Annotated in this window: 17 protein-coding genes; 4 read left to right on the top strand and 13 right to left on the bottom strand. The window is 66.8% G+C overall.

Annotated features, from left to right (window positions below):
- Positions 1-89: 89 nt before the first annotated feature.
- The 9 genes from L1O02_RS27785 to cbiE all read right to left on the bottom strand — a co-directional run bounded on the left by L1O02_RS27785 (position 90) and on the right by cbiE (position 7,721).
- Positions 90-2,222: a TonB-dependent copper receptor gene (locus tag L1O02_RS27785; protein ID WP_235759090.1), complete on the bottom strand. Its 2,133-nt coding sequence runs from the start codon at positions 2,220-2,222 to the stop codon at positions 90-92.
- A gap of 88 nt (positions 2,223-2,310) precedes the next feature.
- Entirely contained in the window at positions 2,311-2,664 is a 354-nt protein-coding gene (locus L1O02_RS27780; RefSeq protein ID WP_235759088.1) for a DUF2946 domain-containing protein, read from the bottom strand.
- A 114-nt stretch (positions 2,665-2,778) separates the two neighbouring features.
- A complete protein-coding gene (locus L1O02_RS27775; RefSeq protein WP_173655926.1) occupies positions 2,779-3,258 on the bottom strand; it encodes a copper chaperone PCu(A)C in 480 nt (159 codons plus the stop codon).
- 64 nt (positions 3,259-3,322) lie between these two features.
- Entirely contained in the window at positions 3,323-3,721 is a 399-nt protein-coding gene (locus tag L1O02_RS27770) for a DUF2946 domain-containing protein (RefSeq protein WP_060837325.1), read from the bottom strand.
- 99 nt (positions 3,722-3,820) lie between these two features.
- Complete coding sequence (locus tag L1O02_RS27765; protein WP_060842360.1) at positions 3,821-4,111, bottom strand: addiction module antidote protein; 291 nt, start codon at positions 4,109-4,111, stop codon at positions 3,821-3,823.
- A 3-nt stretch (positions 4,112-4,114) separates the two neighbouring features.
- A complete protein-coding gene (locus tag L1O02_RS27760) occupies positions 4,115-4,417 on the bottom strand; it encodes a type II toxin-antitoxin system RelE/ParE family toxin (RefSeq protein WP_060837327.1) in 303 nt (100 codons plus the stop codon).
- A 173-nt stretch (positions 4,418-4,590) separates the two neighbouring features.
- Positions 4,591-5,319 carry a cobalt-precorrin-6A reductase gene (locus tag L1O02_RS27755; protein ID WP_060842362.1) on the bottom strand — a complete coding sequence of 243 codons (729 nt, stop codon included), beginning with the start codon at positions 5,317-5,319 and terminating at the stop codon, positions 4,591-4,593.
- Positions 5,316-6,413, bottom strand: coding sequence for a cobalt-precorrin-5B (C(1))-methyltransferase (locus L1O02_RS27750; RefSeq protein ID WP_235759086.1), 1,098 nt, complete (start codon positions 6,411-6,413; stop codon positions 5,316-5,318). The genes L1O02_RS27755 and L1O02_RS27750 overlap by 4 nt, the downstream gene beginning before the upstream one ends.
- 93 nt (positions 6,414-6,506) lie before the next feature.
- The gene (gene cbiE, locus L1O02_RS27745) at positions 6,507-7,721 is read right to left on the bottom strand and encodes a precorrin-6y C5,15-methyltransferase (decarboxylating) subunit CbiE (protein WP_235759084.1); all 1,215 of its coding nucleotides are present in this window, start codon (positions 7,719-7,721) and stop codon (positions 6,507-6,509) included.
- Between the two features lie 131 nt (positions 7,722-7,852).
- On the opposite strand from cbiE, the gene cobG reads away from it, so the two are divergent.
- The 4 genes from cobG to cobJ are packed head-to-tail and all read left to right on the top strand — an operon-like array spanning position 7,853 to position 12,222.
- Positions 7,853-9,166: a precorrin-3B synthase gene (cobG, locus tag L1O02_RS27740; RefSeq protein ID WP_281063616.1), complete on the top strand. Its 1,314-nt coding sequence runs from the start codon at positions 7,853-7,855 to the stop codon at positions 9,164-9,166.
- Positions 9,159-9,785 carry a precorrin-8X methylmutase gene (locus L1O02_RS27735; protein WP_060837332.1) on the top strand — a complete coding sequence of 209 codons (627 nt, stop codon included), beginning with the start codon at positions 9,159-9,161 and terminating at the stop codon, positions 9,783-9,785. Before cobG ends, L1O02_RS27735 begins: the two co-directional genes overlap by 8 nt.
- Entirely contained in the window at positions 9,785-10,516 is a 732-nt protein-coding gene (locus L1O02_RS27730) for a precorrin-2 C(20)-methyltransferase (protein ID WP_060837333.1), read from the top strand. Before L1O02_RS27735 ends, L1O02_RS27730 begins: the two co-directional genes overlap by 1 nt.
- Positions 10,516-12,222 (top strand): precorrin-3B C(17)-methyltransferase, encoded by a 1,707-nt coding sequence (gene cobJ, locus L1O02_RS27725; protein ID WP_235759082.1) that lies wholly within the window; start codon positions 10,516-10,518, stop codon positions 12,220-12,222. Before L1O02_RS27730 ends, cobJ begins: the two co-directional genes overlap by 1 nt.
- Before the next feature lie 67 nt (positions 12,223-12,289).
- On the opposite strand, the gene L1O02_RS27720 is transcribed toward cobJ, so the two are convergent.
- From L1O02_RS27720 to L1O02_RS27705, 4 genes are read right to left on the bottom strand one after another with little or no spacing between them, the layout of a single operon-like run.
- Positions 12,290-12,742, bottom strand: a complete 453-nt coding sequence (locus L1O02_RS27720) for an SMI1/KNR4 family protein (RefSeq protein WP_235759080.1) — start codon at positions 12,740-12,742, stop codon at positions 12,290-12,292.
- Entirely contained in the window at positions 12,739-13,311 is a 573-nt protein-coding gene (locus L1O02_RS27715; protein WP_235759078.1) for a CPCC family cysteine-rich protein, read from the bottom strand. The genes L1O02_RS27720 and L1O02_RS27715 overlap by 4 nt, the downstream gene beginning before the upstream one ends.
- Positions 13,308-13,760, bottom strand: a complete 453-nt coding sequence (locus L1O02_RS27710) for a hypothetical protein (RefSeq protein ID WP_235759076.1) — start codon at positions 13,758-13,760, stop codon at positions 13,308-13,310. The genes L1O02_RS27715 and L1O02_RS27710 overlap by 4 nt, the downstream gene beginning before the upstream one ends.
- A gap of 33 nt (positions 13,761-13,793) precedes the next feature.
- Positions 13,794-14,390 (bottom strand): MarC family protein, encoded by a 597-nt coding sequence (locus L1O02_RS27705; RefSeq protein ID WP_060837337.1) that lies wholly within the window; start codon positions 14,388-14,390, stop codon positions 13,794-13,796.
- Positions 14,391-14,446 lie beyond the last annotated feature (56 nt).

Genomic DNA, 14,446 nt, shown 5'->3' with positions numbered 1-14,446 from the left:
TCCGCAGGGCAGTGGATCTTTTCTTATGGGGACTGTTCGCCGGCCAGCCAGCTCCTGTGGCGAGGAGTCGGCGTGCCGGCGAACGAGGATCAGAAGCTCAGGTCGACCTTGGTCCACAGGGTGCGCCCGGGCTCCTTGATCGCCTGGGGATCATTGGCCGGGTAGCCGAAGCCGGCGTTGCCCGCCAGGTTCAGGTGTTCGGCGTAGGCCTTGCCGAACAGGTTGTCGACCCCGGTGCTGAGCTTGAGGTTCTTGGTCACCCGGTAGGCGCCGTTGAGGGAGAACACGCCGAAGCCACCGCTCTTGCCGAAGTCCTTGCCGACCACGTTGCCCTTGTTCAGGTCGACGCGGTTTTGCGCCGCCACCACTCGCCACAAGGCCCCGGCGCTCCAGTCGTCCTGGCTGTAGGTCAGGCCGAAGCGCGCATCCAGCGGTGGCATCTGCGGCAGGGCCTTGCCATCGCTGCTGTTCTTGCCCCAGGCGTAGGCCAGGGTCGCATCGGCTTTCCAGTTGGAGGTCAGCTTGTAGGCTGCGCCCAGTTCGCCGCCCATGATCCGGGCGTCGATGTTGTCGGCCCGGGAGGTGCTCATGTTCATCATCTGGGTGTTGTAGTCGAACAGGATGTAGTCACGCACCTGGCCGATGTAGCCCGAGGCCCAGGCTTCAAGGTCTTCGCTCTGGTATTGCAGGCCGAAGTCCAGCTGGGTGGTTTTTTCCGGCTTGATCGAATCGAAGGCATTCAGCGAGCCGGCCGGGCCCATTTTCGGCGAGAACAGCTCCCAGTAGTCGGGGAAGCGCTGGGTGTGGCCAAGGCCGACGTAGAGCGTGGTCGGGCTGTCGGCCAGGTCGTGCTCGTAGCGCACGAAGCCGCTGGGCAGGGTATCGGCGCGGGTGTCGCCGGCGGTGGGGTTGGCGCGGCTCATCATTCCCGAGCCGATGCGCTCGCGATAGTCCTTGGCCGAGGCGCGGTCCAGGCGCGCGCCGGTGATCAGGCGATCACGCTCGGCGGCGTACCAGGTCAGTTCGCCGAAGGCACCATAGTTATGGAAGTCGGCGTCCTTGGTGCGGGGCAGTTGCTTGTAGGTGTCGATGCCGCTGCTGGCCCGGGCGCGATGCTCGTTGGTCTGGGCATCCAGGCCGCCGATCAGTTGCAGGTCGGCCCAGCGCCAGGTGGCCTTGATCCGCGCGCCGAGGGTGCGGCGGTCGACGTTGGAGGCCATGGGGCCGGCCATCATTCCGGTGCCGGACGGGGTGCGCAGGCTGTAGTTGTCCATCACGTGGTCGGCGTAGTTGTAGTAGACCTGGGCCTCGACCTTGTCCAGCACCTCGCCGAGGTTGGATTTTTCGAAACGCAGGCCCAGGCTTTCGCGCTTGAACTGCGAGCCGTCCATGCCGCGCCCGGCGTAGCGGGCTTCACCGTCACCCTTGCCGGCGGTGAGCTCCAGCAGGGTGTCGGCGTCCGGGGTCCAGCCCAGGGCCACGTCACCGTTCCACTTGTCGTAGCGCGAGGCCACGGTGTCGTTGTTGCCGTCTTTGTAATCGTCGGAATGGGCGGTGTTGCCGATCACCCGCACATAGCCGAGGGGACCACCGGCGGCCGCGTCCAGGGTCTTGTCGAAACGGCCGTTGGAACCGGCCAGCAGGCTGGCGTTGATCCGGGTACCGAGCTCGCCGAAGTGTTCCGGTTCGCGCTCGAACAGCACGGTGCCGGCCGAGGCGCCCGGGCCCCAGAGCACGGTTTGCGGGCCCTTGATCACGGTCAGGCGGTCGTAGGTTTCCGGGGAAATGTAGGACGTCGGTGCGTCCATGCGTCCGGGGCAGGCGCCGAGCATCATGCCGCCGTTGGTGAGGATGTTCAGCCGCGAGCCGAACATGCCCCGCAACACCGGGTCGCCATTGGTGCCGCCGTTGCGCACCAGGGCAAAGCCGGGAATGGTCTTCAGGTAGTCGCCGCCGTCACTGGCCGGGACCGGCTGGCGCGGGTCCTTGGGATTGGTGACCACGGTCAGCGGCGAGCTCGGGGCGACGGCGGTGATCACCGTCGGGCTCAGTTCGGTGCTGTGTTGGGCGTGCTCCATTGGCGCGTCGTCGGCCAGTGCCAGGGGGCTCAGCAGGGCGCCGCAGAGTACCGCCAGAGCACGGTTGAAATGCAGGCGGGCAGGGTTCAAGGCGAAGGGCTTGAATGGCTGGGCAACGCCCAGGCGAGAGTCAGCAGAAAACATAGATGTTCCATCGATCAGTCTTGAATGACACGGCCGCGGGTACGCGCCTGTCGCGCTGACAGCCGGCCGTGTGAGATGAGCAGGGGACTCAGACGAGGATCGGTGGGGCGCGGGTCAGGGCGCCGGGGAACACGGTCTGCCGGGCGTGGCCCAGGCGCGTGGCGGGGATCAGGAAACCGCTGGTGGGTGTGGTCGCCAGTGCGGCGAACGACAGGCCCGAAGGCAGTGCCGGGCAGTTGAACAGCAGGCTGCAATAGCCGCACTTTTCCCAGAGCACATGCTGCTGGCCCTGGGACTTGCCCGATTGCGCGTGATGCGGGGGTTCACCGTGACAGCCGGGCGCGCCGTCGCCCATGTCCATGGCGGAGGACATGTTCATCGGCGTGGTGTGATCCATCGGCATCGACTGGGAAATCAGCGGGCCGATAAAGATCATCAACATGGCGAACAGGCTGATCCAGCTGCCGCGTCGAACTCTTCGGGAGTTGCGACGCGGCACGGACCGCCCGCGGCCAGGCGCGTGCGGGGCGTTCACGGTCGAAGGGCCGGTCAGGGCTTACTGGTCGTGCATATGCCCTTGCATGGCGTCGGGGGCCTGCTTCTGCACGGCGACCTCAACCGTGACATTGCCGGACTTCTCGAAGTGCAGGGTCAGGGGGAAGCGCTTGCCGTCGCTGAGCAGGCTGCGATCCTTGAGCTCCATCAACATCACGTGGTAGCCCATGGGCGCGAAGGTCACCTCGCCACCGGCGGGAACCGCGACCTTGGGCACCTGCTGCATCTTCATCATGTCGCCCTGCTTGACGTGCTCATGCAGCTCGGCCCGACCGGCGATCGGCGAGTCGACACTGAGCAGGGTGTCGGCGTTCTTGCCCGGGTTGTGCACCACGAAGTACGCGGCCACGGTCGGCGCGTTCGGCGGCAGTTCCTGGGACCAGGGATGGGCGATCTGCAATTCGCCGGCCTTGTAGTCATGGGCGTTGGCGAAGCAGGCAGGCAGCAGCAGTGCGGCCAGGAGCAGGGATTGCTTGACCAGGGATGGTTGAGACATGGCAGTTCTCCAGAACGATTCAAAGACGCAGATCACTTGCGAAACGGAATCATGCCAGAGGCGGTGCACCGGGGTTCAGGCTGGGCCATTGCTGGCGCAGGGTGAGCAGTTCGATCTTCGGTTGCGGCGCGCCCGGCTGGGCGGCGAAACGCATGAAGTTCAGCGGATGAGCATGGCCGGGCAGGGCCACCAGGGGCGCCGAGCCGGAGCAGCACCAGCAGTGCTGCATGTTCGAGTGGTCGTCGTTCTGCGGAGCTTTCTGTTCAAGCTTGCCCAAGGCAATGGCTTGCAGCTTGGTGCCGCTGGCGGAACAGAAACTGCCCCACAGCAGTTGCTCGTCCAGTCCCGCATCGCTGCGCTGCATGGCCCCGGAAAGCGGCATGGCAAGCATGTTGAACAGCACTGCGAAGCAGGCGATCCAGGCAAATGCGAGCCGTTGTCGGGACATGGGGACGATCCGTCGGTTGAGCAATCAGGCGGGTATTTAGCCTGATCGCCGTGGATAAGTAAAAAAGCAGCGTATGCGGTGTGGTGTCGCAGTGCCAGTTCAGGCCGGGCTGACGTGGAGCTTGAGTCCGAGCGCTTTCATGACCTTGATGATAGTTGCGAACTCGGGATTGCCCTGGCTGCCCAGGGCCTTGTACAGGCTCTCGCGGCCCAGGCCGGTATCGCGGGCGATCTGGGTCATGCCGCGGGCGCGGGCGATATCGTTGAGGGCGGCGCGGATCAGCTTGCCGTCGCCGGTGTCTTCCTCGAAGCAGGCGTCGAGGTAGGCGACCATGTCTTCAGGGGTCTTGAGGTACTCCGCCGCGTCGAAGCGGGTGACTGGGGTGTGCATGTTTCAACCCTCGCTCTTGAGGTCGTGGGCCAGTTGCCTGGCGCGTTGGATATCGCGTCTCTGGGTGTTCTTGTCACCGCCGATCAACAACAGGTAGATCACCGTGCCCCGGCGCGAGAAGTACACCCGGTAGCCGGGACCACGATGGATGCGCATCTCGTAGACGCCTCCACCCAGTGCTTCGCAGTCGCCGAATCGGCCCAGTTGGGCGGCGCGGATCCTGGCCAGTACACGGGTTTTGCCTTGCGGATCCTTCAGGTGCAGGAGCCAGCGGCTGAACTCCAGGGTCTGCTCGAAGACGTACATGGTGAATGTATTCCTTGGGATACAGCGTGGCAACCCATTTGCCCGCCTAGAGCTCAATCAGGCGACGAGCGGAGCCGGCGCCATTGAGACGGTCCAAGGAGGCTAAAGCATGGGGTTGGTAGCGCGCTGCCAGGGGCTTCCCAAGTGTTTGTGGGGCGCGGCGGTTTTGCCTGTCAGGTTTTGTCCGGCGAGTGCAGCGCCTGCAGCAACTCGGCCACGCTGGCAAAGTGGCGGTCGGCCTCGGGCAGCTTTGGGCGCTTGAGCACCAGCACCGGTATGCCCCGCTCACGTGCCACCTCCAGCTTGGGCTCGGTGGCGCTGCTGCCGCTGTTCTTGCTGATCAGCACATCGATGTCCCGACGTGCGAACAGTTGGCGCTCGTCTTCGATCAGGAAAGGCCCACGGGCACCGATGACTTCGCAACGCTCGTTGCCGGGGCAGCTTTCCAGGGCGCGCAGGGTCCAGAACTGCCCCGCAGGAATCTCGTTCAGATGCTGCAACGGCTCGCGGCCCAGGGTGAACAGCGGCCGCTTGAAGGGCCGCAGGGCCTCGACCAATGCCTCCCAGCCGGCGATCTCGCGCCAGTCATCGCCCGGTTGCGGCTGCCAGGCCGGGCGCCGCAAGGCCCAGCAAGGCACGGCTGCGTGCTGTGCCGCAGCCACGGCATTGGCGCTGATCTGTGCCGCGTAGGGGTGGGTGGCATCCAGCAGGAGGCCAATGCGTTGTTCGCGGATAAAGCGCGCCAGTCCCTCGGCACCGCCGTAGCCGCCCACCCGCACCTGGCACCTGAGGTCGCTGGGCACCCGACCGACCCCGGCCAGGCTGTAGATATGTTCAGGGCCCAGGGTACGGGCGATGGCCAGGGCCTCGGTGACCCCGCCCAGCAGCAGGATGCGGCTCATGACAAGACTCCGGCGTGGCCAACGATGCCGCCCTGGCGGTCGATGGCGAAGACTTCCACCTGGACCTGAGCCGGCACCACGCTGCGGGCGAAGTCCAGGGCGTGCCGGCACACCGCGTCGCCCAGGGCGATCCCGGCGGCGCTGGCCATGGCCAGCGCCTGCTGGCTGGTATTGGCTGCGCGGATGGCCTGTTGCAGGTCGGCTCCGGCGCCCACCGCGGCGGCCCATTGCGCCAGTTGCGGCAGGTCGATGCTGGAATGGCGGCTGTGCAGGTCCATGTGTCCGGCGGCCAGCTTGCTGATCTTGCCGAAGCCACCGCACAGGCTGAGTTTATCCACAGGCACTTTGCGCAGGTGCTTGAGCACCGCGCCGACAAAGTCGCCCATTTCGATCAGGGCGATTTCCGGCAGGTTGTAGACCCGGCGCATGGTGTCTTCGCTGGCGTTGCCGGTGCAGGCGGCAATGTGCAGGTAGCCGTTGGTCTTGGCCACGTCGATGCCCTGGTGGATCGAGGCGATATAGGCCGCGCAGGAGAAGGGCCGGACAATGCCGCTGGTGCCCAGGATCGACAGCCCGCCGAGAATCCCCAGGCGCGGGTTCATGGTTTTCAGGGCCAGTTCGGCGCCGCCCTCGACATTCACCGTGACTTCGAAACCGCCGGTGTAGGCGTGCTCCTCGGCAAGCCGTTGCAGGTGCTCGCTGATCATCCGGCGTGGCACCGGGTTGATCGCCGGTTCGCCCACCGCCAGCACCAGGCCGGGGCGGGTCACAGTGCCCACGCCCTGGCCGGCGACAAAGCGGATTCCCGGCTCGCGGGTCAGGCGCACCTGGGAGTAGAGCAGGGCGCCGTGGGTCACGTCCGGGTCGTCGCCGGCATCCTTGAGGGTCCCGGCTTCGGCGCCCTCGGCGGTGCGGCGGCAGAACTCCAGGCGCATCTGCACCTGCTTGCCCTTGGGCAGGACGATCTCCACCGCATCGGCGTTGACGCCCCCCAGCAGCAGGCGCGCGGCGGCCAGGCTGGTGGCGGTGGCGCAACTGCCGGTGGTCAGGCCGCTGCGCAGGGGCGCGGGCTGTTCCGCTGTTTCCTCACGCATGCCCTTGCTCCCGTAGGAGCGAGCTTGCTCGCGAAGGGCGCGCTGCGGTCTCTTTGCTGGACGCTTTTGCGGGCAAGCCCGCTCCCGCAAGGTTCATGGCAGGTCCAGGGGTTTGTGCAGGTCCAGCAGGGTGATCGGCAGGGCCTGGCGCCAGGTATCGAACTCCCCCAGGGGCTGGGCCTGGGCGATATGGATGCGGGTCAGTTCCCCGCCGTACTGCTCGCGCCAGTGCATCAGGATCATTTCACTTTGCAGGGTCACCGCGTTGGCCACCAGGCGCCCACCGGGCTTGAGCTGCTCCCAGCAAGTCTGCAATACGCCTTCGCGGGTCACCCCACCACCGATGAACACCGCATCCGGACGCTCCAGCCCGGCCAGGGCCTGGGGCGCGCTGCCGCGAATCAGCTGCAGCCCGGGCACGCCGAGCACGTCGCGGTTGTATTCGATCAACTGCTGGCGGCCATCGTCGGCTTCGATGGCCAGGGCTCGACAACTGGGGTGAGCGCGCATCCATTCGATGCCGATGGAGCCGCTGCCGGCGCCCACATCCCAGAGCAGCTCGCCAGGCACCGGGGCCAGGCGGGCCAGGGTGATGGCGCGCACGTCACGCTTGGTCAACTGGCCGTCGTGGCGGAAGGCCGAGTCCGGCAGGCCGGCCAGTCGGGACAGTTGCGGCGTATCCGCTGCCGCCCGGCATTCGATGGCCAGCAGATTGAGGTCGGCCAGCGCCGGATCGCTCCAGTCATCGGCGGTGCTGTCCAGGCGCCGTTCCAGGGGGCCGCCCAGGTGCTCCAGCACCGTCAGGCGACTCGGGCCGAAACCGCGTTCGCGCAGCAGGCCGGCGATCGCCGCCGGGCTGTGGCGGTCATTGCTCAGCACCAGCAGGCGCACGCCGCTGGACAGCTGGGCATTGAGCGCGGCAATCGGCCGTGCCACCACCGACAGCGTGACCACGTCCTGCAGCGCCCAGCCCAGGCGAGCCGCGGCCAGGGAATAGGAAGAGGGGAAGGACACCACCTGCAACTCGTCGGCCGGCAGTTGCCGGGCCAGGCTGGCCCCTACGCCGAACAGCATCGGATCGCCGCTGGCCAGCACGCAGACCGGCGTTCCGCGCAGGCTCAACAGCGGTTCCAGGGAAAACGGGCTGGGCCACAACTGGCGCTCGCCGCGGATGCAGGCCGGCAGCAGATCCAGCTGACGCTGGCTGCCGACGATCCGTGAAGCGCCCAGCAGGGCGTGGCGGGCATTCCTGCCCAGCCCCTTGAAGCCGTCTTCACCGATTCCCACTACTGTCAGCCAGGGCGACATCTATATTCCTCAAACCTAAGGTTCCGACCGGCAGGCTTTTCATGCCTTCGGACAAAGCAGGCATAATACCGCGCCTTCGCTGACGAAGCGCTTTTCCCACACTGCCGGTTGCCCCTTTGAACGAACGCCCAATGTCCACCGCCATCCGCCCCTCGGCCTGCCCGGGATTGCTGCGCATCGTCCCGGCGCTGGACGGCGGCATCTGCCGGATCAAGCTGGCGGGCGGGGTCATCAGCGCCGCCCAGGCCAGGGCGGTGGCCGAGGCGGCGCAGGCCTATGCCGGCGGCGTGATCGAGGCCACCAACCGCGCCAACCTGCAGATTCGCGGGATCGGTGTCGAGCATCAGGCGCTGATCGATGCACTCCTGGCGGCGGGCCTGGGGCCGACCACCGCCGCCGGCGACGATGTCCGCAACCTGATGCTCAGCCCCGGCGCCGGCATCGACCGGCAAATGCTGATGGACACCCGCCCCCTGGCCGGGCAGATCCTGGCGACCTTGCAGAGTCACCCGCGCTTTCATGAACTGTCGGCCAAGTTCGCCGTGCAGCTCGATGGCGGCGAAGCCCTGGCCATGCTCGAACATCACCACGACCTTTGGCTGGCGGCACTTGTGCATGACGGGCAGTTGCTGCTGGCCTTCGGCCTGGCCGGCAGTCCTGTGGATAAACCCCTGGCGGCGGTGCCCGAGGCCCAGGGCCATGAGCTGCTGGTGGCGGTGCTGGAGCTGTTTCTCGAACTGGCCACCCCCGAGCAGACGCGGATGCGCCACCTGTTGGCGCAGATGCCGGTGGCGGATTTTCTCGCCCGACTGAACCTGCGCCTGAGCAGCCCTTTGCTGAACATCGATGGCTGGCAGCGTCCAGCTGCGGTTCCAGGGCTGCACCTGGGAACTTATCCACAGCGCGAGGGCGACCGGGTCTATGTCGGCGCGGTCGCGCCCCTGGGGCGCCTCGATCCCGTCATGCTCAAGGGCGCCGCGCAACTGGCCGAGCAGTACGGCGACGCCAGCCTGCGTTTCACGCCCTGGCAGAGCCTGTTGCTGCCGGGCATTGCTCCGGCGGATGCGGCCACGGTCACCGCCGGCCTGGGGCAGTTAGGCTTGCTGTGCAGTGCTCAACAACCCCTGGCCCATCTGGTTGCCTGCACCGGCTCCAGTGGCTGCGGCAAGGCCCTGGCCGACACCAAGGGCGACGCGCTTGAGCTGGCGCAACTGCTGCAACGCCACGGCCGGCAGGCGGCCGTGCACCTGTCGGGCTGCTCCCGTTCCTGCGCTGCCGCCCATGTGGCGCCGGCTACCCTGCTGGCGCTGGCCCCAGGGCGCTACGACTTGTATTTACGCGATGCAGCGCAGCCGGGGTTCGGCACGCTGCACGCACGCAACCTTTCTATTGCAGCGGCAGAGGCCCTGCTTGATGCCCGCCTACGGAGCTCCCTAGATGATTGATTACATCCGCGACGGTCAGGAGATCTATCGCAACTCCTTCGCGATCATTCGCGAAGAAGCGAAGCTGGATCGCATTCCGGCCGACCTGGAAAAACTCGCGGTTCGGGTGATCCACGCCTGCGGCATGGTGGAGGCCATCGACGGCCTGCAATTCTCCGCGGGCGCCGGCAAGGCCGGGCGTGATGCCCTGGCCGCCGGGGCACCGATCCTCTGCGATGCGCGGATGGTCTCTGAAGGCATTACCCGGGCACGCTTGCCGGCCAACAACAAAGTGATCTGCACCCTGCGCGATGACAGTGTCCCGGAGCTGGCCCGAGAGCTGGGCAACACCCGTTCGGCGGCGGCCCTGGAACTCTGGCGTCCGCACCTGGAAGGCAGCGTGGTGGTGATCGGCAATGCCCCCACCGCGCTGTTCTACCTGTTGGAAATGCTCGATGCCGGCGCGCCAAAACCGGCGCTGATCCTCGGCTTCCCGGTGGGCTTCGTCGGCGCCGCCGAATCCAAGGCCATGCTCGCCGCCGACAGCCGTGGCGTGCCGTTCGTGATCATGCAGGGGCGCCTGGGCGGCAGTGCCATGGCCGCCGCCGCCGTCAATGCCCTGGCCACGGAGGTCGAATGATGCAGCAACCCGGACGTTTGATCGGCCTTGGCGTGGGCCCCGGTGATCCGGAACTGATCACCCTCAAGGCCTTGCGCCTGCTGCGCGAATCGCCGGTGGTGGCGTATTTCGTGGCCAAGGGCAAGAAAGGCAATGCCTTCGGCATCATCGAGGAGCATTTGCAGGACGCCCAGACCCTGCTGCCACTGGTGTACCCGGTGACCACCGAAGTGCTGCCGGCGCCGCTGTCCTACGAGCAAGTGATCAGCGATTTCTACGACGGCGCCAGCCAGGAGCTGGCGCTGCACCTGGATGCCGGCCGCGACGTGGCGGTGATCTGCGAGGGCGACCCGTTCTTCTACGGCTCCTACATGTACCTGCACGACCGCCTGGCCGAGCGTTACCAGGCCGAAGTGGTGCCGGGGGTGTGTTCGATGCTGGGCGGCGCCTCGGTGCTGGGCGCGCCCCTGGTGTATCGCAACCAGAGTCTGTCGGTGCTTTCGGGGGTATTGCCCCACGAGGAGCTCAAGCGGCGTCTGGCGGACGCCGACGCGGCGGTGGTGATGAAGCTGGGGCGCAACTTCCCCAAGGTGCGCCAGGTCCTGGAAGAACTGGGGCTGGCGCAGCGGGCGCTGTACGTCGAGCGCGCCACCATGGCCAACCAGAAGATCGTGCCGCTGGATGAAGTGGAGCCGATGTCCTCGCCGTATTTCTCGTTGATCATCGTGCCCGGCGAAAGGTGGCAAGGCTGATGGCCCGTTCAATTCCGGCCATCGTCATCCTGGGCCAAGGCAGCCTCGACACCGCGCGGCAGATCCAGCGGCTGTACCCCGATTCGTTGATCCACGGTCTGGCGGAACGGGTCGAAGGCGCCGATCGGATCTACCACGAATTCGGCGCGACGCTGCGCCAGCTGTATCAACATGACACGCCGATCATCGCCCTGTGCGCGGCCGGCATCGTCATCCGCACCCTGGCCCCGCTGTTGCTGGAAAAGGGTGCCGAGCCGCCAGTGCTGGCCGTTGCCGAGGACGGCAGCGCCGTGGTGCCGCTGCTGGGTGGCCTGGGCGGGGTCAACGTCATGGCCCGGGAAATAGCCGCCGGCCTTGGCGTGGCCGCGGCCATTACCACCAGCGGTGAACTGCGCTTTGGCACCTGCCTGCTGAACCCGCCCAGCGGCTATGCCCTGGGGGATCTGGAACTGGGCAAGCGCTTCGTCTCCGATCTGCTGGGTGGCGAGAGCGTGCGTATCGAAGGCGCCGCGCCCTGGCTGGCTGAGGCCAAGCTGCCCGAGAACGATCAGGCCCGCCTGACCATCCGCGTCGGTTCCGCCGAGCGCGAACCGGCGGCCAACGAGCTGCTGATCTACCCCCGCAGCGTCCTGGTGGCCTGTCGTGGGCCAAGCGACGCGGGCCTTGCCACGTCCATCCGCCAGGCCCTGCATCAGGCGCGCATCGCCGTGCAGTCCCTAGCCTGCCTGCTGGCCGCCGACAGCGACATGGCCGACCGCGGCCTGCACCAGGCGGCTGACGAGCTGGGGGTGCCGCTGCGCTTTCTGCCCGCCACCGGCAGCGTCGCCGAGCTGGCGCAACAGGCCGTGCCGCAATTGCTGCCGCCGCTGAAGGTGGGTGACGACCTCGCCATCGCCGTGGCCAACCAGCCCCTGGACCCCGAACAGATCGGCCGGCCCCGTGGGCGCCTGGCGGTGATCGGCCTTGGCCCCGGCGCAGCCGAACTCATGGTGCCGGCGGTAAAAGCCGAACTGGCCCGGGCCAACGACATCCTGGGGTATGAAACCTACGTGCGCATGGCCGGTCCGTTCCGCGCCGATCAGGTCATGCACTGCACCGACAACCGTGAAGAAATGCAGCGCGCCCGCCATGCGTTCGAACTGGCGGCCCAGGGCCGTTCGGTGGTGGTGGTGTCGTCCGGTGATCCTGGGGTGTTCGCCATGGCCGCGGCGGTGCTCGAAGCCCTGCACGAATCCAGCGACCCGGCGTGGCATCGTGTCGACCTGGAGATCCTCCCGGGCGTCTCCGCCTCACTGGCCACTGCCGCCCAGGCCGGCGCGCCGCTGGGGCATGACTTCTGCGTGCTGTCGCTGTCGGACAACCTCAAGCCCTGGGACATCATCGAGAAGCGCCTGGACCTCGCTTCCCAGGCCGATCTGGCGCTGGCCTTCTACAACCCGATCTCCCGCTCGCGGCCCTGGCAACTGGGCCGGGCCCTGGAGATCGTGCGCCAGCACCGTACGCCGCACACCCCGGTGGTGCTGGGACGGGATATCGGTCGTCCGGGGCAGACCCTGCGGGTCATCACCCTGGGCGAGCTGACCCCGGAGCAGGTGGACATGCGCACCATGGTGCTGGTGGGGTCTTCCACCACCTGCGTGTTCCCCCGGACCGAGGGCGGCGAGTGGGTCTACACCCCGCGCTGGTACGGCAATAAACCCGTGTAGGAGCCGGCTTGCCGGCGAAGGCGCTCGCAAGATCGCCATCGCCGGCAACGGCTTCTAGCGCGCAGGGTCACTCATCATCCTGGTCCTTGTCCTTGGCGGTCAGCAGCCAGGTGATGAATTCGAAGAAGCCGGCCCAGCGGGCGGGGAGGCGGCCGGCAACGAACGCCTCCCGGTCGCCCAGGTCGAAATCCCAGACGCCACCGCTGTCCTTGTCCAGCAAGTAGCCGCCTTCACCTTGCAACGAGGTGAAGGCGACGAAGTTCTCTGGCAACTCCCAGACTTCATGAATGAACTCGGTGCACATCAGGATTTCATCACTGGGCCCGTCGATATCCATCAGCACTTCGTAGCTCGCTCGGCTTTCGAAGTCGGCGGGGTGACAGGCCAGGTAGATCTGGGCGAACTCGCTGTCCAGGGCAATCCCCAATGTTGCCAGCGCTCGGGTGACCTCGGCGGTGTCGGGGCGCGGGCGGAAGCGGGGCTGGGCTTCGATCAGGGCGATCAACTGCTGGGGAATCATGGGGTGTCCTTGCTGATGTGTGGCCACTTGTCCAAGGGCAGGTGGCCCTGCTGCCGGGCAAAGTGTTCCCGGGCCTGGCCCAGGGTTTTGTGGTTGGGTCCGCTCAGCACATCCAGCGCCTGGCTGCCGTCGTCCTCCCAATGGCAGAGGTCGCAGATCTGGTAGTCGCCCCGCGCCGAGAGGGTTCGATAACCGCAGCAGGGACAGGCCTCCAGGTACTCGATGTCCGCGCTGACGGCGTAGTCGCCCAGCCCGGCTTCACGCAGGCAGCGCATCAGGTAGCGGTGGGTCACGCCGCGGTATTCGGCGCGCAGGGCGATCAGCAGCAGGGCGTCGTAGCGTTGGGCCTGCGGGTCTTCCGGGGGCTCCGGCTGCGCCCTGAGCTGTTGTTGCAGGCTGGGTGGGAGTGCGGCGAACTCAAGGTCGTCGCTGTCTATTCCCCACCAGTTCAGGAGGTGGGAGGCGCGGGCGGCGGCGTCGAGGCCGGGCAACCGCTGGCGGCTGAGGAGGTCGATGGCGGCGGTGACGGTCAGTTTTTTCATCGGGCTCGGTGGCAGTGCAAGGGTCATGGCCAGGCCAGGGTCAACTGATCGGGGCGCTCCAGAGGAATCTTCACGCTGACACCGGAGGTCGACTCGGCATAGAGGTGTCGGTCCTGGATCTCGACCCGGTTGAAGGGATTGGTGTCCCTCAGGACCAGCAGCCAGATCAGGGCCTCAGAATCTTTCTCCTGCAATGCCAGGAAACCATCCCCGCCATGCGCGGCACACTCGCCGGCCCGGGCCTGCAAGGCGCCGTTGCCGGCGACGCACAGCGCCAGGGTAGCGAGGCCTTCGCCGTCCTGATGAGCGTCGCAGTCCGAGGCCGGCAGCCACACTTTGTTGATCAGTCGGGGATGCTCATGGAGCAGCTCGAACAGGCAGTAGAAGCCCGAGCCCAGGGCGAGTGAGTTGTCCCTGGGGTAGCGTTCGTCCTGCCATCGTTGCTGGATGAGCTGGCGATCTTCATGGCCGGGCATGTGACATTCCTTGTCCGCTGGGGCGCGCCGCTGCTAGGGCACCAGATAGCCTTTGACCCCGGTGAAGATGATCTGCGCCGCCAGGGCGCAGACGAACAGTCCCATCAGCCGGCTGACGATCTGCAGGCCCTGGTCGCCGAGGATGCGTTCGATGCGGTTGGACAGGTACAGCACCACGCCCACGGTGAGGCTGGCCAGGGCGATGCTGAGGATGGCGGTGAGCTTGTCGTCCCAGTGCGGCTGGCTGACCCCCATCACCAGCAGGGCACCGATGGTGCCCGGCCCCACGGTCAGGGGAATGGTCAGCGGCACTATGGTCACGTCCTGCTGCACGTTGTCGGTCTGCACCGCCGACTTGCCCTGGGCCATGCCCAGGGCGGAGATGAACAGCACGCTGCCGGCGCCGATGCGGAAGGCATCCACGGTAATGCCGAACACGCTGAAGATCACTCGACCGAACAGGTACAGCAGGACGCTGGAAACCAGGGTGGCGAGGGCGACTTTCCAGGCCAGGCGCCGGCGCTCCTTGGAGGAGTAGCCGCGGGTCAGGCTGATGAAGCACGAGAGAACGAAGAACGGGCTATAGAGCACCAGCATCTTCAGGTAAACGCTGAACAGCACGTGGAGCATGGTGGAAGCTCACGACTAGGGAGGGCGAGCGAGAGTTTAACAGGCGCCGCCCGGGC

The sequence above is a fragment of the Pseudomonas sp. BC42 genome (assembly GCF_021560055.1).
In the GTDB taxonomy this organism is placed as follows: domain Bacteria; phylum Pseudomonadota; class Gammaproteobacteria; order Pseudomonadales; family Pseudomonadaceae; genus Aquipseudomonas.
The sequence above is the reverse complement of the archived record's forward strand: the minus strand, read 5'-3'. Positions and strand labels throughout refer to the sequence as shown.

What these genes read in the sequence shown, in the direction of transcription:
- L1O02_RS27785 (WP_235759090.1), bottom strand. Translation starts at nt 2,222, where the DNA reads ATGTTTTCTGCTGACTCTCGCCTGGGCGTTGCCCAGCCATTCAAGCCC.
- L1O02_RS27780 (WP_235759088.1), bottom strand. Translation starts at nt 2,664, where the DNA reads ATGTTGATGATCTTTATCGGCCCGCTGATTTCCCAGTCGATGCCGATG.
- L1O02_RS27770 (WP_060837325.1), bottom strand. Translation starts at nt 3,721, where the DNA reads ATGTCCCGACAACGGCTCGCATTTGCCTGGATCGCCTGCTTCGCAGTG.
- L1O02_RS27765 (WP_060842360.1), bottom strand. Translation starts at nt 4,111, where the DNA reads ATGCACACCCCAGTCACCCGCTTCGACGCGGCGGAGTACCTCAAGACC.
- L1O02_RS27760 (WP_060837327.1), bottom strand. Translation starts at nt 4,417, where the DNA reads ATGTACGTCTTCGAGCAGACCCTGGAGTTCAGCCGCTGGCTCCTGCAC.
- L1O02_RS27755 (WP_060842362.1), bottom strand. Translation starts at nt 5,319, where the DNA reads ATGAGCCGCATCCTGCTGCTGGGCGGGGTCACCGAGGCCCTGGCCATC.
- L1O02_RS27750 (WP_235759086.1), bottom strand. Translation starts at nt 6,413, where the DNA reads ATGCGTGAGGAAACAGCGGAACAGCCCGCGCCCCTGCGCAGCGGCCTG.
- cbiE (WP_235759084.1), bottom strand. Translation starts at nt 7,721, where the DNA reads ATGTCGCCCTGGCTGACAGTAGTGGGAATCGGTGAAGACGGCTTCAAG.
- cobG (WP_281063616.1), top strand. Translation starts at nt 7,853, where the DNA reads ATGTCCACCGCCATCCGCCCCTCGGCCTGCCCGGGATTGCTGCGCATC.
- L1O02_RS27735 (WP_060837332.1), top strand. Translation starts at nt 9,159, where the DNA reads ATGATTGATTACATCCGCGACGGTCAGGAGATCTATCGCAACTCCTTC.
- L1O02_RS27730 (WP_060837333.1), top strand. Translation starts at nt 9,785, where the DNA reads ATGCAGCAACCCGGACGTTTGATCGGCCTTGGCGTGGGCCCCGGTGAT.
- cobJ (WP_235759082.1), top strand. Translation starts at nt 10,516, where the DNA reads ATGGCCCGTTCAATTCCGGCCATCGTCATCCTGGGCCAAGGCAGCCTC.
- L1O02_RS27720 (WP_235759080.1), bottom strand. Translation starts at nt 12,742, where the DNA reads ATGATTCCCCAGCAGTTGATCGCCCTGATCGAAGCCCAGCCCCGCTTC.
- L1O02_RS27715 (WP_235759078.1), bottom strand. Translation starts at nt 13,311, where the DNA reads ATGACCCTTGCACTGCCACCGAGCCCGATGAAAAAACTGACCGTCACC.
- L1O02_RS27710 (WP_235759076.1), bottom strand. Translation starts at nt 13,760, where the DNA reads ATGCCCGGCCATGAAGATCGCCAGCTCATCCAGCAACGATGGCAGGAC.
- L1O02_RS27705 (WP_060837337.1), bottom strand. Translation starts at nt 14,390, where the DNA reads ATGCTCCACGTGCTGTTCAGCGTTTACCTGAAGATGCTGGTGCTCTAT.